The organism is Pseudomonas sp. SZ40, assembly GCF_052958135.1.
The window spans coordinates 270,624-288,596 of sequence record NZ_JBQWIF010000003.1; the positions used below are offsets into that span (position 1 = coordinate 270,624).

Below are 17,973 nucleotides of genomic sequence, written 5' to 3' on the forward strand. Positions count from 1 at the left end.
GCATTGGCGCCGTACATTCACCTCGCCCCCCAATACCGTAGGAGCCCGCTTGCGGGCGATCCGTTGTTCGGTGCCGATTTACCTGAATGGCCAGCACCGCTTCGCCCGCAAGCGGGCTCCTACAGGTCACGATCTCCACCCGTTGCCGGGGCCGCGGGCCTAGTGCATTGGCGCCGTACATTCAGCTCGCAGCCACCCCAATACCGTAGGAGCCCGCTTGCGGGCGATCCGTTGTTCGGTGCCGATTTACCTGAATGGCCAGCATCGCTTCGCCCGCAAGCGGGCTCCTACAGGTCGAGATCTCCACCCGTTGCTGGGGCCGCGGGCCTAGTGCATTGGCGCCGTACATTCAGCTCGCAGCCGCCCCAATACCGTAGGAGCCCGCTTGCGGGCGATCCGTTGTTCGGTGCCGATCTACCAGGATGGCCAGCACCGCTTCGCCCGCAAGCGGGCTCCTACAGGTCGCGATCTCCACGGGTTGCCGGGGCCGCGGGCCTAGTGCATTGGCGGCGTACATTCACCTCGCAACCGCCCCAATACCGTAGGAGCCCGCTTGCGGGCGATCCGTTGTTCGGTGCCGATTTACCTGAATGGCCAGCATCGCTCGCCCGCAAGCGGGCTCCTACAGGTCGAGATCTCCACCCGTTGCCGGGGCCGCGGGCCTAGCGCATTGGCGCCGTACATTCACCTCGTGGCCGCCCCAATACCGTAGGAGCCCGCTTGCGGGCGATCCGTTGTCAGGTCTCGATCTTCAGACGCCTGGGTCAGGCCGCTCGTTCGCGGGGTACCAGGGTGACCCAGTAGCGGGTGCGAGCGCGGACTTCCAGGGGCAGGCTGGCGGCGAGCAGGTCGAGGATCTGGTCGGTATCGGCGAGACGGAAGCTGCCGGTGACGCGCAGTGATTCGAGGGCTGGCGACCAACGCAGGATGCCTGGCCGGTAGCGGTCCAGCTCCCGCAGGAAATCACCCAGGGGCTGATCGTTGGCCATCAGCACCCCGTCACGCCAGCCCGGTGCCCCGGTGTCGAAGGCCTGGGTGGACTCGATGCGCCCGCCGCGCAGTCGCACCCGCTGACCAGGCTGCAGGGCGAGCGTGTCGTACCCCGTTGGCCGCAGCTGTGCGGCACCGCGGAACACCGAGAACTCGCAGGCCTGTTCCTGCTGACGCACGCAGATTTCCCCTGCGCCGACCGTTGCCCTGCCCTGGTCGGTGTCGATGATGAAGGGGGATGCGCCGGCAACCCGCAAGGCGATCTCGCCGCGCACCAGAGTCAGTTGCCGCTTGCCGGCATCGAGATTCACCGCGGACGCGGTATTCAGCTCCAGCACGCTGCCATCGGCCAGGGTCAGGCTGCGGCGCTCGCCGGTGCCGGTGGATAGATCGGCCCGCCAGGCATCGATTGGCAGTTCGCGGCTGACCAGCCACGCCGCCGGAGCCACGGCGGCAAGGCCGAGCATGCCCTTGAGCATGCGCCGACGCCCCTGGTCCGGACGGTTGAGGCTAGCCATGGCCAGTTCGGGTGGCAACCCGTCGAAGCGCGAGCGCAGTGCCTGAATCCGTTGCCAGGCATGCTCGTGGGTCGCGCTGTGATCACGCCAGCGCTGTAGCGCGGCATGGTCCTGCTCACCGGCTTCGCCGGATTCGATCAGCGCCAGCCAGCGTGCAGCGGAGCGCGCGACACGCCGGGTGTCGTCACTGATCTCGCGGTTCAGCACAGCTCGACCAGCAGACAGTGTTCATACGCTTGCACCATGTAGCGCTTGACGCTGCGTTCGGAGACGTCGAGCCGCTCGGCGATGTCGCGGTAGCCCAGCCCTTCGAGCTGGCTGAGCAGAAACGCGCGCCGTACCACCCGTGGCAGCCCGTCGAGCAATTCGTCGAGGGCCTGCAGGGTTTCGAGCACCAGCCAGCGTTGCTCCGGGGACGGTGCGCTGGCCTCGGGCAATTGCATCAGCGCATCGAGATACGCCTGCTCCAGGCTGCGGCGCTTGTGCAGGTTGATCAGCAGACGCTTGCCGATGGTTTTCAGGTAGGCACGCGGTTCCTGCAGGTCGGCGATCGCCTGCGAGCCTGCCAGTACGCGCATGAAGGCATCCTGGCTGAGATCAGCTGCGTCCCAGCCGTTGCCCATGCGCCTGCTCAGCCACTGCTCCAACCAGCTGCGGTGATCACGGTAGAGATCGTGAAAAGCCCGCTCACTTGATACAGCCGAACCGACCATGCCAAACACCCGTTACGAGGACCAATAACGAGATCGATTCTAATTAACAACTGCCGCGAGCGGTAGCCTTGCTTGCCGATTTAACGTCCTCGTGTCGCCTTTTACGCTCCTCGAACGTCTCACCCACCGCACGGCGGAGCAGTTGGCAGCTGAATTGCGCTACAGGCACCGCAAAACATTTGGCAACGACCGCCCCTGCACTCTATTGTGCTGCGAATTTTTCGACAAAGCGGCCTGCCATGAAGTCTCTCTCCATTCTGTTGTTCAGCGTCATCTGTTCGTCCGCCTGGGCTGCCGACGAAGCCGCGACCGCGCCGGCTCCCTCGACGCCCTGGACACTGCTGGATCAGTTCGAGAAGGCTTATACCCTCAATGACAGCGCCCGCGTGGTGCTGGTGGCACGCAGCATGTCGACCGCGCGCCTGGTCAATGGCGCACTGGAGGAGAAGCCGGAAGGTTTTCTGGAGGCGCGCCACGTGGTCTACGTCGCGGATATCGAGAAGATGCCATCGCTGGCGAAGATGGTGGCGGTACCCGCCATGCGCTCGGCCAAGTACCGCATCATGCTCGATCAGACCGGCAGGGTCGCAGGCCGCTATGAAGGCGACCGGGAAACCGTGCAATGGCTGGAACTCGAAGGCGGCAGCGTGATTCGCGAACAGCGCTTCAGCGATGCGGCCGAACTGCAGAGTGCGCTCGAGGCGCTCCCTCGGTAATCCCGGTTCTCAGGCGAAGAGCATGCCGAGGAAGCGACCTATGTACACGTCCCCCCGATAGGCTTCGTCCAGACAGATCTGGGCGCGTGCCAGGTGCCCATCGAGGCGCTCACGCACTCGCTCCTCCCCATACAGTGCCAGCAGGGTCGATTTGCCGTCGTCCTTGCCCTGATCCTTGGCATTGTTGGGGTTGGCGTCCTGCAGATCATCGTAGAGCTGCACCGCATGGCCGAGTTCGACGGCAAAACGCTGCAGCACGCCGCGCACCGGTTTGGGGGCGTCGCTGATCAGGTAGGCCATGTCCATGATCGCGCTGAACAACACCCCGGTCTTGAGGTTGTTGGTCTCGGCGATCTCTTCTTCGGAGCGGGCATTCTTGCCATCGCGCAGGTCCTGCAACTGGCCCTGCACCAGCCCCTGTGAGCCGACCGTGTTGGCGACGATTTCCACCAGTTGGGTACGCACCAAAGGCCTCAGCCCCTCGATACCCGCCACCACGCCAAAGGCGCGCGCCAGCAAGGCAACGGCGGCGAGGATGGCGATGTCTTCGCCGAACGCCAGGTGCACGGTGGGCCGGCCCCGGCGAATCTGGGCGTCATCCATGCACGGCATGTCATCGAGAATCAGCGAAGCGGCGTGAACCATCTCGATGGCGCAGGCCAGATCCAGCGCCTGGCGCTGATTGGCGCCCAGGCCATTGGCGGCGAGCAGCAGCAACAGTGGCCGCATGCGCTTGCCAGGGGCCAGCGCACCATCACGGACGGCAGCGGCTACCAGGTCCCGTTCATTGCTGACGGCGGGCAGCAGCTCATCGAGCCGGCCCTCGATGGCACCGCGCAGTTGCAGCAGGTGCTCGGTGAATCCGCTGTCGATCGTTGCAGTCGCATAGGCTGTCATCGTTCCCTCTCTTCTTCTGTATTCCCGCAACACTTGGACACGCTTTCAAGTACTGTCAGGGCACGGCAACGCAGGATCCTGACACCGAAATGATCACAACAGAAGCCGGTTTGTAATGTTGGAACGTCTAATACGTGCAGTTGCCTGATAATGTGGCCAATTCAAGCCTAGCGGATGTCGATATTCTATTCGATCATTCCGTTCTGGACAGACCGCGTGCCCCCCGAAATGATTCCTGCGCAATGGAGCCTGCATGAATAATAACGACCTGAGTCGGCGTAAGGATGACCATCTGGATATCGTCCTGGATCGACACAAGGCGACTACCCGTGTCAGCGCCGGCTGGGCGAGCGTGCAGTTCGAACATTGTGCCTTACCGGAGCTCGACCATGGGCAGATCGACCTGCGCAGCTCGCTGCTCGGTATCGCCCTGCAGGCGCCCCTGCTGATCAGCTCCATGACCGGCGGTGCCAACCGCTCCGAAGCCATCAACCGCCACCTCGCCGAAGCGGCCCAGGAGTTGGGCATCGCCATGGGCGTCGGCTCCCAGCGCGTCAGCCTGCAAACCGGCAACGATCAGGGCCTGACCCGCGAGCTGCGCCGCTACGCGCCAGGCATTGCGCTGCTGTCCAATATCGGTGCGGCGCAACTGCTGGAACCGCAGGGCCTCGATCTGGCGCGCCGTGCGGTCGACGCCCTGGAAGCCAACGGCCTGATCATTCACCTCAACCCGCTGCAGGAAGCCGTGCAGCCCGAAGGCGACCGCAACTGGCGCGGCGTGCTGACGCAAATCGCCCGCGTGGCGGCTTCTCTGCCCGTGCCGGTGATCGTCAAGGAAGTCGGCGCCGGTTTGTCGGTTTCGGTAGCCCGCTCTCTGGTCGAGGCTGGCGTACAGGTCATCGACGTGGCGGGCGCCGGCGGCACCAGCTGGGCGGCCGTGGAAGGCGAACGCGCGGCGAACCCGGCGGATCGCGCCGTAGCCATGGCCTTCGCCGGCTGGGGGATTCCCACGGCGACAGCCGTGCAGTCGATACGCGATGCGCTGCCGCAGGTAACACTGATCGCCTCCGGCGGTGTGCAGGATGGCGTGGATGCGGCCAAGGCCATTCGTCTCGGCGCCGATATCGTCGGCCAGGCGGCAGGCGCGCTGGCAGGTGCCACGCTGTCGACCGAGGCGGTGATCGAACACTTCCAGATCGTCATCCGGCAACTGCGTACGGCGTGCTTCTGCACCGGTTCCGCCAACCTGGCGGCGCTGCGCAATGCCCGACTGCTCCCGACCGGCTCACTACGAACGACACAAGCATGACCCACTTCGCCGTCATCGCGCCGCCTTACTACAGCCATTTCCAAGCCCTGCAGGCGCTTTGCGTCGAGCTGATCGAGCGCGGCCACCGGGTGACCTTCTTCCATCAGTCGGACGCCGCTCACTGGCTCAGCGACCCGCGCATCGGCTTCCGTTCGGTGGGTGCCGGCAGTCATCCACCGGGCAGCCTCGAACAGACCCTGCGCCAGGCAGCGCGCCCGGACACGCCCTGGGGCCTGCGGCGAATCATCAAGCAGATGGCGGGCACCACGGCCATGCTCTGCAACGAGCTGCCGGGAGCATTCGCCGACAACGGCATCGAGGCCGTGCTCTGCGACCAGATGGAACCGGCTGGCGGGCTGGTTGGCGAAAGCCTGGGCCTGCCGTTCATTTCCGTTGCCTGTGCGCTGCCGGTCAATCGCGAGCCAGGGCTGCCACTGCCGGTGATGCCGTTCGCCTATGCCAGCGACGAGCGCAGCCAGCACATGTACCGTGGCAGCAGCCAGGTTTACGACTGGCTGATGAAGCCGCTGGGCAAGGTGATCGCTGAGGCCGCTCTGCGCCTGGGCATCGCGCCGCGCACTGCGCTGCACGAGTGCCTGTCGCCCCTGGCGCAAATCAGCCAGACCCTAGCCGGCTTCGATTTCCCGCGCAGCCAGCTGCCGGCCAACTTCCATGCCGTCGGCCCGCTACGCAGCCCGGCTACACCACAGCAAGGCGAGTGGCCCATCGACAAGAAACGACCGTTCTTTTTCGCCAGCCTCGGTACCTTGCAAGGCGACCGCATTGGCCTGTTCGAACGGATCGCCAGTGCCTGCCGCCGTTTGGACGGGCAATTGCTGATCGCCCACTGCGGCAAGCTCGACGCCGCTCAGGAGCGTCGGCTGATCGAGCGCGGCGCCACCTGGGTCACCGATTTCGCGCCACAGCAATGGGCGCTGGAGCAGGCTGACGCGGTGATCACCCACGGTGGCCTGAATACCGTGATGGATGCGATCGCCGCGCGCACGCCGATGCTGGTGATGCCGATCGCCTTCGACCAGCCGGGCGTGGCCGCACGCGTGGCCTATCGCGGCGTTGGCAGCCAGTTGAGCCGCCGCGCCAGCGTCTCGCGCATCGAAGCTGCATTGCGCGCTTTGCTCGCGCAGCCCTTGCCGGTTTTCGACCCCTTGATCGCCGAACTGCAGCAGGCCGGCGGCGTTCCCAGGGCGGCCGATATCGTCGAGGCGGCGCTGCTGCAATCGACCTCCGTACGGGCTGCCGACCTATGAACCATGACCTGATCCTGGCTGGCGGCGGCCTCGCCAATGGGCTGATCGCCTGGCGCCTGCGCCAGCAGCGACCGGACCTCAAGGTACTGTGCATCGAAGAACAGCCGTGCCTGGGCGGCAACCACACGTGGTCGTTCCACGATGGCGACCTGAGCGAGACTCAGCACCGCTGGCTGGAGCCTCTGGTGGTGAAACGCTGGCCGAGCTATCAGGTGCACTTCCCCTATCTGTCACGGTCGATGAACAGCGGTTATGCGAGCATCACCGGTGAGCGTTTCGCCGAGGTCATCACCCCTGCGCTGGGTTCGTCCCTGCGCCTGGGTAGCACCATCGCCGAGATCAGCCCTACCCAGGTGACGCTGGAAAACGGCGAGCGGCTCGTCGCCCGGGCGGTGATCGATGGCCGTGGTGCCCGGCCGAGCGGCAATCTGGTACTCGGTCAGCAGGCCTTCGTCGGGCAGTTGCTGCGCCTGGAGCAGCCCCATGGGCTGACAGCACCGATCATCATGGATGCGCGGGTGCCCCAGGGCGATGGCTATCGTTTCGTCTACGTACTGCCGTTCTCGGCGGATACGCTGCTGATCGAAGACACCCATTACGTCGACAATCACCGTGCCTCCACCGAGCAATTGCGCGAACACATCGCGGCCTACGCCCGCCAGCATGGCTGGCAGATCGCCGAGTGCCTGCGCGAGGAACAGGGCATCCTGCCGATCACCCTGGCCGGCGACTTCGACGCTTTCTGGAACGAGGCGGCAGGCCAGCCGCTGTCCGGGCTGCGCGCCGGGCTGTTCCATTGCACCACCGGCTATTCCCTGCCCCACGCCGTCCGCCTGGCCGAGTGGCTGAGCAACTATCAGTTGCGTGACGCCGCCACCCTGGCCCACGACCTGCGCGCCCATGCGCGAGGCGAATGGCGCAATCAGGGTTTCTACCGCCTGCTCAACCGCATGCTGTTCCTGGCCGGGCGCCCCCAGGATCGCTGGCAGGTGATGCAGCGCTTCTACGGACTGCCAGCAGGGCTGATCGAGCGTTTCTACGCTGGCAGCAACCCCTGGTACGACCGTGCACGAATTCTTGTCGGCAAGCCGCCGGTGCCCGTTGATCAAGCCATGCGGGCGGCCGTGCGCCATTCCCCGCGGCATTTCGAGACTCGTTCATGAACCAAGCGAAAACAGCCATCGTCATCGGCGCCGGTTTTGGCGGGCTGGCCCTGGCCATTCGCCTGCAGAGCGCAGGCATCCACACCACACTGCTGGAAAAACGCGACCAGCCGGGCGGCCGCGCCTACGTCTATCGCGACCAGGGCTTCACCTTCGACGCCGGCCCAACGGTGATCACCGACCCGAGCGCCATCGAGGAGCTGTTCGCGCTCAGTGGCAGAAACATTGCCGACTACGTCGAGTTGCTCCCGGTCAAACCCTTCTACCGCCTGTGCTGGGAGGACGGCACGCAGTTCGACTACGCCAATGACCAGGCCGAGCTGGATCGTCAGATCCAGGCCCTCAACCCTGCCGACGTGGAGGGTTACCAGCGTTTCCTGGCCTACTCCCGTGCGGTGTTCAAGGAGGGTTACCTGAAGCTCGGCGCGGTGCCCTTCCTGTCGTTTCGCGACATGCTGCAAGTCGGCCCGCAACTGGCGCGGCTGCAGGCCTGGCGCAGCGTCTACTCGATGGTCTCGAAATTCGTCGAACACGACAAACTGCGTCAGGCCTTCTCGTTCCACTCCCTGCTGGTGGGCGGCAACCCCTTCGCCACCTCGTCGATCTATACCCTGATCCACGCCCTGGAGCGTGAATGGGGCGTATGGTTTCCCAAGGGCGGCACCGGCGCGCTGGTGCAGGGCATGGTCAGGCTGTTCGAAGACCTCGGCGGCACCTTGGAACTGAATGCCGACGTGGCCGCCATCGACACCGAGAACAATCGCGCCACCGCCGTGCGTCTGCAGGACGGTCGCCAGTTCGCCGCCGACAGCGTGGCCTCCAATGCCGATGTGGTGCATACCTACGCCAAGCTGCTGGCCAGCCATCCACGTGGCCGCCAGGAAGGCCGTCGCCTGAAAGGCAAACGTTTCAGCAATTCGCTGTTCGTGATCCACTTTGGCCTCAAGCGCCCACAGCCGCAGTTGCAGCACCATACGGTGTGCTTTGGGCCGCGCTACCGCGAGCTGATCGAGGAAATCTTCACCGGCCAGACCCTGGCCGAGGATTTCTCCCTGTACCTGCACGCCCCCTGCGTGACCGACCCCAGCCTGGCGCCAGAGGGTTGCTCCAGTCATTACGTGCTGTCGCCGGTACCGCACCTGGGCAATGCGCCGATCGACTGGGAGGTCGAGGGCCCGCGCTACCGTGATCGCATCCTCGCCTACCTCGAGGAACACTACATCCCGGGGCTGCGCGAGGACCTGGTGACCTGCCGGATCTTCACGCCCAATGATTTCCGCGATGAGCTGTATGCCTATCAGGGCTCGGCGTTCTCCCTGGAGCCGGTGCTGCAGCAGAGCGCCTGGTTCCGCCCGCACAACCGCGACGCGCAATTGGAAAACGTCTATCTGGTCGGTGCGGGAACCCACCCGGGCGCCGGTGTTCCCGGCGTGATCGGCTCGGCCAAGGCCACTGCCGGCCTGATGATCGAGGACCTGCAGCCATGAACGCCGCGGCCCCGGACGATCAGGCGCTGATCGAGCACGCCAACCAGAGTATCGCAGTGGGTTCGAAGAGCTTCGCGGCAGCCTCGAAGCTGTTCGACGAACCGACCCGACGCAGCGCGGTGATGCTCTACGCCTGGTGCCGCCACTGCGACGACGTGATCGACGGTCAGGAAGCCGGCCACGACGCGGTGCCCATCAGCCGCCAGGAAGCCGAGCAGCGCCTCGCGCATCTCAAGGCCCAGACCCGCGCGGTGTATGCCGGTACGCAACTGGACGACCCCGCCTTCGCCGCCTTTCGCCAGGTGGTGCGCGCTCACGACATTCCCGAGCAGCATGCCCAGGAGCACCTGGCAGGTTTCGAAATGGATGTGCTGGAGCGCCGCTACCGGAGCATCGACGACACGTTGCAATACTGCTACCACGTAGCCGGGGTGGTGGGGCTGATGATGGCGCGGGTCATGGGCACCCGAGATGAACCGACCCTGGATCGCGCCTGCGACCTCGGCCTGGCATTTCAGCTGACCAACATCGCCCGGGATATCGTCGATGACGCTGCCGTGGGTCGCTGCTACCTGCCTGAAGAGTGGCTGGAGGAACTGGGCGTGCCGCGTGATCAGGTCGCCGACATTCATCACCGCCCCGCCGTCGCCGTGCTCGGCCAACGCCTGGTGGAGCTGGCCGAACCCTATTACGCCAGCGCCCAAGCCGGTCTCAGCGCCCTACCCTGGCGCTCGGCCTGGGCGGTGGCAACGGCGGCGGCGGTCTATCGGCAGATCGGCATGAAGGTGCTGGACGCTGGCGATCACGCCTGGGACGCGCGCATCTCCACCTCCAAGGCGGAGAAGATCGGCGCCGTACTGACCGGATTGTGGCGGGCGGTTACGAGTCGCTTCGCGCGCTGGCCGGCTCGCCCCGGGAACCTGTGGCAACGTCCGCATCCGTCTTGCGCAGCGGCCCGTCATGCATCGCCCGCAACTGAGCCTTCAGACGCGCCGTAGACGGCGCGTAGAGAAAACCGAAGGACACGCAGCGCTCCTTGCCATCCACCGCATGGTGCATCAGATGTGCCTGGTACAGGCGCTTGAGGTAGCCGCTGCGCGGCACGAAGCGAAAGGGCCAGCGGTGATGCACCAGACCGTCATGGACAACGAAATACAGCAGCCCGTAGGCGGTCATGCCCGCGCCGATCCACTCCAGCGGGTGCATGCCTTGGGTACCGAGGGCGATCAGCGCGATGGCCAGCCCGGCGAATACCGCCGCGTACAGATCGTTCTTCTCGAACCAGCCTTCGCGCGGCTCGTGATGCGAACGATGCCAGCCCCACCCCCAGCCGTGCATCACGTACTTGTGGGCGTAATAGGCCACACCTTCCATGGCGGTCAGCGTGACGAAAAAAACCAGGGCGTTGATGATCATCGTGGGGCGGACCCTTGCGAACGGCTGGAGCCCATCTGAAGGCGGTTGAGGCTGGCTGGCGACACGCGGTAATCCTTCAGGCGGTGGTGATTGATCGGATGATGCACGGCGTCTCTGCTATCGACACTCGACAGCGCCCGGCGATCCATCGGCGTGCGGAGCACGCGCTCCGTATCGGCAACTGGCGCCCATCCTACCGTGGTTGAGCGCATTGGCACAGAAAGCCAAAGGGTAAAATTCTCCAGTGGCTCAGGCAGGCGCTCAAGGTTGCTCGGCAAAGACCGTGAAATCGCGCACGAAGCCGGGCTCCAGGCGCCGAGCACCGGAACCTAGCTGGCCAGTTCCGTCACTGGCATCTTGGCTGCGCTCGCCCGATAGCCCTGGGGATTACTCTTCTGCCAGCGCCATGAGTCAGCGAGCATGGCATGCAGGCCCCGCGCGGCGCTCCATTGCAGCTCGCTCCTGGCCTTGCTGGGGTCGGCCCAGCACTGGGCGATATCGCCAGGGCGGCGGGCGACGATGCGAAAGGGCAACGCACGGCCGATGATCGCTTCGAAGGCGCGGACCATTTGCAACACCGAGTAGCCTTGCCCCGTACCCAGGTTCCAGACCGTGGCGCCACGGCTGTGCGCGAGCCGCTGGAGGGCCAGCAGGTGGCCCTCGACCAGGTCCATCACGTGAATGTAGTCGCGCACCCCGGTGCCGTCACTGGTGGGGTAATCATCACCGTAAATGCTCAGCTGCGGCTGTCTCCTGACCGCCACCTGCAGCATGTAGGGCAGCAGGTTGTTGGGGATGCCGTTGGGATCCTCGCCGATCAGCCCGGACTCATGGGCGCCGATGGGATTGAAGTAACGCAACAGTGCAATCGACCAGCGCGGATCGGAATGGGCGAGCGCCTTGAGGACGTTTTCCGCCATCAGCTTCGACTGCCCATAGGGGTTGGTCGGAATGCCGGTGGGGCAGTCCTCCTGTATCGGCATGCTGACCGACTCGCCATACACGGTGGCCGAGGAGCTGAACACCAGCCGGAAGATGCCCGCGTCGGCCATCGACTGACACAGGGTGATGCTGCCTGCCACGTTGGTTTCGTAGTAGCGCAGCGGATCGCGAACGCTTTCGCCAACGGCCTTCAGACCGGCGAAATGCATGACCGCGGTGATCGGCCAGCGTCGGAACAGATCGTCGAGCAGGCCACGATTGCGGATGTCACCCTTGATGAAATGCGGCCTGCGCCCAACGATGAGCGCCACGCGCTCCAGCGACGTTCGCGAGCTGTTGCACAGATTATCCAGTACCACGACCTCATGCCCGGCCTGCAGCAGCGTCAGCACTGCATGGGAGCCTATGTAACCGGCACCTCCTGTGACCAATATCATGGTTGTCTCCTATGGGATCAGGTCGCTCGGTTGAAACCGCCCATGGATGTGCACTACGACACGGGTCGCCTGCATGGCAGGAAGAAGATCGACTACACAGGGTCCGACGAGGGCCGCTTCGTACTAGTTCAGGTCAAGGGATGAACGCGTGATTCGCTGACCTTTCAGCCGATCTGTTGAACTGCCCAGAGCCACCCACCGTCCACCCCTCGCACTCGTCCGGTTAAGCGAAACGGCCGTGCCAGAGCCCCGGCGCTTCGCTTGTGGGGCTACTCGAGGAGGCACGAACATGAGCTGGGCAGGATCCTTTCAAGGGCAGATCGGCACGTCGCAAAGGCCGTCGAACGAGGCCGAAGCCGCTGTCATCTTCGACCCCGCCATCCCCACGTTGCTGTGTCTCTCGCACCTGCGCTGGAGCTTCGTCTATCAGCGCCCGCAACACCTGATGTCGCGCTTCGTGCGTGACTACAACGTACTGTTCTTCGAGGAGCCGATCGGCAGCGATGAAGCCCTGCCCTGGCTGGAAGTGCGCGCCGATGAACGAGGCGTCCAGGTGCTGGTACCGCGCCTGCCACATGGCCTGGATACCCAGGCGAGCAATACCGCCATCCGCGCTCTGCTGGACATCTACCTGGCCAGGCTGGAGGTCGATGACCTGCTGCTCTGGTACTACACGCCCATGAGCCTGGCGTTCTCGGCCCATCTGCAACCAAGGGTGACCATCTATGACTGCATGGACGAGCTCTCGGCCTTCCAGGGCGCCCCGCCGGAACTGGTCGAGCGCGAGCGCGATCTGCTCGCCCGTGCCGATCTGGTGTTCACCGGCGGCCACAGCATCTGGGAGGCCAAGCGCACGCTGCACGCCAACGCACACGCCTTTGCCAGCAGCGTGGATATCGCCCATTTCGCGGCTGCACGCCAGGCCCAGAGCGATCCGCCGGATCAGGCCGAAATCGACCGCCCGCGCCTGGGTTTCTATGGCGTGATCGACGAGCGTTTCGATATCGAGCTGCTACGCACCGTGGCGACGATGCGCCCCGACTGGCAACTGGTGATGATCGGCCCCGTGGTCAAGATCGACCCGGCCAGCCTGCCCGAACAGGCCAACATTCATTACCTCGGCAGCAAGACCTACGATGAGCTGCCCCGCTACCTGGCAGGCTGGGATGTGGCGCTGATGCCCTTTGCCATGAACCCGTCGACACGCTTCATCAGCCCGACCAAAACCCCGGAATACCTGGCCGCAGGCCGCCCGGTGGTGTCCACGCCGATCAACGATGTGGTGCGCAGCTACGGCGATTGCGGCCTGGTGCTGATCGCCGGTACCGCCGAGGAATTCGTCGCTGCCTGTGAACAGGCACTCGCCCTGGCCGCCGATCACGATGCCATGTTCAGCGCCGCTGACCGCGTGCTCGCAGGTAGGTCCTGGGATCGTACCCAGGCCGACATGAAGGAGATGATCGAATGCATCCGCTGAATCCCGGAAACGCCGCATCGCGCAACGACCATCAACATGACGAAGACAGCCCGCGGGCGTTCGATTACCTGATCGTCGGCGCCGGTTTCGCCGGCAGCGTGCTCGCCGAGCGTCTGGCGGCCGGCCTGGGCAAGCGCGTACTGGTGGTCGACCGGCGCTCGCACATCGCTGGCAACGCCTATGACCATTACGACGAAGCCGGCGTGCTGGTGCATCGCTACGGCCCGCACATCTTCCATACCAATGCCCAGCGCATCGTCGACTACCTGTCGCGCTTCACCGAATGGCGCCCCTACGAGCACCGCGTGCTGGCGGTGGTCGATGGCCAGCAGGTGCCGGTGCCGATCAACCGCACCACGCTCAATGCCCTGTATGGACTGAACCTGCAAAGCGACGAAGACGCCGCCGCTTACCTGGCCAGTCGTGCCGAGCCGGTAGCCGCCATCCACACCAGCGAAGACGTGGTGGTCAACCAGATCGGCCGCGAGCTGTACGAGAAATTCTTCCGCGGCTACACCCGCAAGCAGTGGGGCCTGGACCCATCGCAGTTGGACAAGATGGTCACCGCACGGGTGCCGACGCGAACCAATACCGATGACCGCTACTTCACCGACACTTTCCAGCAGATGCCGCTGCACGGGTACACGCGCATGTTCGAGCGCATCCTCGATCACCCGAACATCAGCGTCAGGCTGAACACCGACTACCGGCAGATTCGGGACGAGGTCGAGCACGGGCACCTGATCTACTGCGGCCCCGTCGACGAATACTTCGACCACTGCTTTGGCAAGCTGCCCTACCGCTCGCTGAAGTTCGAGCACCACACCCTCGACCAGCAACGCTTCCAGCCGGTGGCGACGGTCAACTACCCGGACGAGGCGGTGCCGCACACACGCATCAGCGAATACAAGCACCTCACCGGCCAGCAGCACGCCGCAACCAGCATCACCTACGAATACCCGTCGGCCGAAGGCGACCCCTATTACCCGATCCCGCGCCCGGAAAATGCCGAACTGTACAAGCGCTACGAGCAACTGGCGGGCGAAACGCCTGGGGTCACCTTCCTCGGCAGGCTCGGCACCTACAAGTACTACAACATGGACCAGGTCGTCGGTCAGGCGCTGGCGCTCTACAAGCGTATCGAGCAAGCCGGTGGCGAGGTTGCAGAGCATGAAAGCGCCGAGCACGGCGAAAGCCTTGCCACATAGGACCCGCGATGCACCTCCCTTCCCTGTTCGACAGTTTCTTTCTCGGCGGCTACGAGTGCTCGACCCATCGCCGTGACGATGGCAGACGGCTCGATCTGATCGACGGCACGCGACACGCGCACTGGGCGGCGAACGACTATGCCGCATTGCGGCGGCACGGTATCCGCTCGGCTCGTGACGGCTTGCGCTGGCACCTGATCGAGCCCACGCCACGGCATTACGACTGGTCGAGCTTCGTGCCGCAGCTGAGGGCAGCCGAGCAGGCTGGCGTGCAGGTGATCTGGGACCTGTGCCACTACGGCTGGCCAGACCATATCGATATCTGGCGGCCGGAATTCGTCGAACGCTTCGCCCGTTTCGCCGAAGCCACCGCCCGCCTGGTTCGTGAAGAAAGCGACCGGGTGCCCTTCTACTCGCCGATCAACGAGATGTCCTTCCTGGCCTGGGCCGGTGGCGATGTCGCTTACCTGGCGCCACTGGGCAGAGGCCGTGGCGACGAACTCAAGCATCAACTGGTGCGGGCCAGTATCGCCGCCATCGAGGCGATACGCGGGGTCGACCGTCGCGCGCGTTTCGTTCAGGTGGACCCGGTGATCCACGTGGTGCCACGGAGCAATCGCGCGGATGCCCAGGCCGAGGCCGAGCGCTACCGACTTGCCCAGTTCCAGGCCTGGGACATGCTCGCCGGGCTGCAATGGCCGGGGCTTGGTGGCCGCCCGGAGTATCTGGACATCGTCGGCGTCAACTACTACCCGAACAACCAGTGGTTCTCCGGTGGCGGCACGCTGTGGCGCGGTGAGCCGGGTTACCGGCCGTTCAGCGGCATCCTCGCCGAGGTCTACCAGCGTTATCGACGGCCCGTGCTGGTGGCGGAAACCGGCGCCGAGGGTGACCTGCGCGGCGAGTGGCTGCGCTATATCGGCGAACAGGTGCGCCTGGCCCTGCAGCGCGGACTGCCCCTGGAAGGCATCTGCCTGTACCCGGTGCTCGACTACCCCGGCTGGACGGATGACAGGCATTGCCCGGCAGGCCTGTTCGGCTACCCCGACGAACACGGCGCGCGGCCGGTGTGCGAGGCGCTGGCCGAAGAGCTGCGGCGTCAGCAGTTCCATGTCGACACCCTCGCCGCCCAACGAGTGGCGCGCACTTGAGCCGCTCGGCAGCGCGAGAACTGCCCGGCCGACCGGTGGCCTTCCTTGCCCATTACGTGCGCCGTCGCCCCTGGCATTTCGGTGGCATGTTCCTGCTGATTCTCGGCGCCAGCGCCTGTGCAGTGGCCGTGCAGTACGGCATGAAGCTACTGGTCGATGCCATGGCCACCGACGACCGGCAGCACGCCGAGGTGTGGTTTCCGCTGGGATTGTTCATCGGCCTGATCGTGGTCGAGAACGTCTTCTGGCGGCTCGGTGGCTGGCTGGGTTGCCACACGGTGGTGGCCAGTTGCGTGGACTTGCGTGTCGACCTGTTCCGCCACCTCACCGGCCACCCCATGGGCTACTTCGCCCGGCACTTCGCCGGCGCCCTCGGTAACCGCATTTCCGCTACCGGTCAGGCGGCAGGCTCGATCTATGGTGGCCTGGCCTGGAAGATCATGCCGCCGTGCGTGGATTTCGTCGGTGCCGTACTGGTGCTGTTCACCGTGCACACGCGCATGGCCCTGGCGCTGATCGTGTTCGTGATGATCGTGGCCGCGCTGATTACCGCCTTCGGCATCCGCGGGCGCAGCAAGCACCAGCGCTTCGCGGCACAGGCGGCCCGGGTCGGCGGCGAGCTGGTGGATGTGGTGTCCAACGTCTGGACCATCAAGGCGTTTTCCGCGCGCGACCGCGAGAGCCGACGCCTGGCCGAGGAGATCGGTATGGAAGCCCACGCGCAGCGGCGCAGCTGGATGTACCTGGAAAAGGCGCGGGTGATCCACGACATCTGCCTGTCGTTGATGGCGGGCGGCATGCTGGTCTGGGCCATCCAGCTATGGATAGCCGGTACCGTGACCGCTGGCGACGTGGTGATGGTCAGCGCCCTGACCTTCCGCATCCTGCACGGCTCCCGTGATCTGGCCCTGGCGCTGGTCGACACCACCCAGCAGCTCGGCGCCATCGAAGACACCCTGCGGATCATTGTGCAGCCCCATGAGCTGGACGATCCGGAAACCCAGCTGGCGCTGTCGCGCGGCGATATCGAGTTTCGCCGTGTGGCGTTCGCCTACCCGGATGGCCGGCGCGTGTTCGAGGACTTCCAGTTGCATATCCCGGTGGGCCAGAAGGTCGGTATCGTCGGGCCTTCCGGCGCAGGTAAATCCACCCTGCTCAGCCTGATTCAGCGCCTTGACGACGTGCAGGCCGGCAGCGTGATGATCGACGGCCAGGACATCAGCGAGGTCAGCCAGGACAGCCTGCGCGCACGCATGGCCGTGGTGCCTCAGGAGACCGCGCTGTTCAACCGCAGCATTCGCGAGAACATCCGTTATGGCCGACCGGACGCCAGCGACGACGAGGTCACGGCGGCCGCTCATCATGCGTTCTGCGACACTTTCATCCGCGAGCTGCCGCAAGGCTACGACACCCAGGTGGGCGAGCGTGGGGTAATGCTTTCCGGTGGTCAGCGGCAGCGTCTCGGCATCGCCCGGGCATTTCTCAAGGACGCGCCGATTCTGATCCTTGATGAAGCCACCTCGGCTCTGGACACGCACTCCGAAGCGGAAATCCAGGCAGCTCTGGCCAACCTGATGCAGGACCGCACGGTGCTGGCTGTGGCGCACCGGCTGTCGACGCTGGCCAGTTTCGACCGCGTGGTGGTGCTCGAAAAGGGTCGCATCGTCGAAGACGGACCGCCTGCGCAGTTGCGCCAACAGGGCGGCAGCTTCGAACGCTTATGGCGTCTTCAGGCAGCCGGGTTCGACGCGACCTGACAGTCGCCTGCGCAACGTGCCCCCTGTCGGAGCAAGTGCGTTACCCGCCACCACCGTAGGAGCGTCGACCTCGCCGCGAAGCGATAGTGGCTGCACCGGGATGTCGGCATTGCATCGCGATTCGCCCGCAAGCGGGCTCCTACAGGTGATTGCAGGTGCCTGGGTAAGTGCATTACCCGCCACCACCGTAGGAGCGCCGACCTCGGCGCGAAGCGATAGTGACTGCACCGGGATGTCGGCATTGCCTCGCGATTCGCCCGCAAGCGGGCTCCTACAGGTGATTGCACACGCCTGGGCAAATGCGTCACCGCCACGACCGTAGGAGCGCCGACCCCGGCGCGAAGCGATAGTGGCTGCACCGGGATGTCGGCATTGCCTCGCGATTCGCCCGCAAGCGGGCTCCTACAGGTGATTGCAGGCGCCTGGGTAAGTGCATTACCCGCCACCACCGTAGGAGCGCCGACCCCGGCGCGAAGCGATAGTGGCTGCACCGGGATGTCGGCATTGCCTCGCGATTCGCCCGC

The 17,973-nt window shown here is 65.1% G+C and carries 15 protein-coding genes; 10 read left to right on the forward strand and 5 right to left on the reverse strand.

Annotated features, from left to right (window positions below; genetic code table 11):
- Positions 1-764: 764 nt before the first annotated feature.
- Together ACT9T4_RS04925 and ACT9T4_RS04930 are read right to left on the reverse strand one after the other, a co-directional pair.
- Positions 765-1,715, reverse strand: a complete 951-nt coding sequence (locus tag ACT9T4_RS04925) for a FecR domain-containing protein (protein ID WP_156152823.1) — start codon at positions 1,713-1,715, stop codon at positions 765-767.
- Positions 1,709-2,221 carry a sigma-70 family RNA polymerase sigma factor gene (locus ACT9T4_RS04930; RefSeq protein ID WP_042556735.1) on the reverse strand — a complete coding sequence of 171 codons (513 nt, stop codon included), beginning with the start codon at positions 2,219-2,221 and terminating at the stop codon, positions 1,709-1,711. Before ACT9T4_RS04930 ends, ACT9T4_RS04925 begins: the two co-directional genes overlap by 7 nt.
- Before the next feature lie 239 nt (positions 2,222-2,460).
- Between ACT9T4_RS04930 and ACT9T4_RS04935 the strand changes: the two genes are divergently transcribed.
- Complete coding sequence (locus tag ACT9T4_RS04935) at positions 2,461-2,937, forward strand: hypothetical protein (RefSeq protein WP_052493877.1); 477 nt, start codon at positions 2,461-2,463, stop codon at positions 2,935-2,937.
- Positions 2,938-2,946: 9 nt separating this feature from the next.
- Here ACT9T4_RS04935 and ACT9T4_RS04940 read toward each other — a convergent pair whose 3' ends face one another.
- The gene (locus ACT9T4_RS04940; RefSeq protein ID WP_042556734.1) at positions 2,947-3,834 is read right to left on the reverse strand and encodes a polyprenyl synthetase family protein; all 888 of its coding nucleotides are present in this window, start codon (positions 3,832-3,834) and stop codon (positions 2,947-2,949) included.
- A 253-nt stretch (positions 3,835-4,087) separates the two neighbouring features.
- Here ACT9T4_RS04940 and fni point away from each other — a divergent pair, with 253 nt between their 5' ends.
- From fni to crtB, 5 genes are read left to right on the forward strand one after another with little or no spacing between them, the layout of a single operon-like run.
- Positions 4,088-5,143: a type 2 isopentenyl-diphosphate Delta-isomerase gene (fni, locus tag ACT9T4_RS04945; RefSeq protein ID WP_042556733.1), complete on the forward strand. Its 1,056-nt coding sequence runs from the start codon at positions 4,088-4,090 to the stop codon at positions 5,141-5,143.
- Entirely contained in the window at positions 5,140-6,411 is a 1,272-nt protein-coding gene (locus tag ACT9T4_RS04950; RefSeq protein ID WP_499115802.1) for a glycosyltransferase, read from the forward strand. Before fni ends, ACT9T4_RS04950 begins: the two co-directional genes overlap by 4 nt.
- Positions 6,408-7,574, forward strand: coding sequence for a lycopene beta-cyclase CrtY (gene crtY / locus ACT9T4_RS04955; RefSeq protein ID WP_499115804.1), 1,167 nt, complete (start codon positions 6,408-6,410; stop codon positions 7,572-7,574). The genes ACT9T4_RS04950 and crtY overlap by 4 nt, the downstream gene beginning before the upstream one ends.
- Positions 7,571-9,061 carry a phytoene desaturase gene (locus ACT9T4_RS04960; protein ID WP_499115806.1) on the forward strand — a complete coding sequence of 497 codons (1,491 nt, stop codon included), beginning with the start codon at positions 7,571-7,573 and terminating at the stop codon, positions 9,059-9,061. Before crtY ends, ACT9T4_RS04960 begins: the two co-directional genes overlap by 4 nt.
- A complete protein-coding gene (gene crtB / locus ACT9T4_RS04965; protein ID WP_499115808.1) occupies positions 9,058-10,059 on the forward strand; it encodes a 15-cis-phytoene synthase CrtB in 1,002 nt (333 codons plus the stop codon). The genes ACT9T4_RS04960 and crtB overlap by 4 nt, the downstream gene beginning before the upstream one ends.
- Here the strand turns inward: crtB and ACT9T4_RS04970 are convergent.
- Positions 9,941-10,477, reverse strand: a complete 537-nt coding sequence (locus tag ACT9T4_RS04970; RefSeq protein WP_499115809.1) for a sterol desaturase family protein — start codon at positions 10,475-10,477, stop codon at positions 9,941-9,943. The two genes, crtB and ACT9T4_RS04970, sit on opposite strands and share 119 nt — an antisense overlap.
- A 329-nt stretch (positions 10,478-10,806) precedes the next feature.
- On the reverse strand, positions 10,807-11,856 hold the full coding sequence (gene galE, locus ACT9T4_RS04975) for a UDP-glucose 4-epimerase GalE (RefSeq protein ID WP_499115811.1): 1,050 nt from the start codon (positions 11,854-11,856) through the stop codon (positions 10,807-10,809).
- A 289-nt stretch (positions 11,857-12,145) separates the two neighbouring features.
- Here galE and ACT9T4_RS04980 point away from each other — a divergent pair, with 289 nt between their 5' ends.
- From ACT9T4_RS04980 to ACT9T4_RS04995, 4 genes are read left to right on the forward strand one after another with little or no spacing between them, the layout of a single operon-like run.
- Positions 12,146-13,333: a glycosyltransferase family 1 protein gene (locus ACT9T4_RS04980; RefSeq protein ID WP_499115813.1), complete on the forward strand. Its 1,188-nt coding sequence runs from the start codon at positions 12,146-12,148 to the stop codon at positions 13,331-13,333.
- Positions 13,321-14,541 carry a UDP-galactopyranose mutase gene (gene glf / locus ACT9T4_RS04985; protein WP_499115815.1) on the forward strand — a complete coding sequence of 407 codons (1,221 nt, stop codon included), beginning with the start codon at positions 13,321-13,323 and terminating at the stop codon, positions 14,539-14,541. The genes ACT9T4_RS04980 and glf overlap by 13 nt, the downstream gene beginning before the upstream one ends.
- An 8-nt stretch (positions 14,542-14,549) precedes the next feature.
- Entirely contained in the window at positions 14,550-15,692 is a 1,143-nt protein-coding gene (locus tag ACT9T4_RS04990) for a glycoside hydrolase family 1 protein (RefSeq protein ID WP_499115816.1), read from the forward strand.
- Positions 15,689-17,449, forward strand: a complete 1,761-nt coding sequence (locus ACT9T4_RS04995; RefSeq protein WP_499115818.1) for an ABC transporter ATP-binding protein — start codon at positions 15,689-15,691, stop codon at positions 17,447-17,449. The genes ACT9T4_RS04990 and ACT9T4_RS04995 overlap by 4 nt, the downstream gene beginning before the upstream one ends.
- The last annotated feature ends 524 nt before the right edge of the window (positions 17,450-17,973 follow it).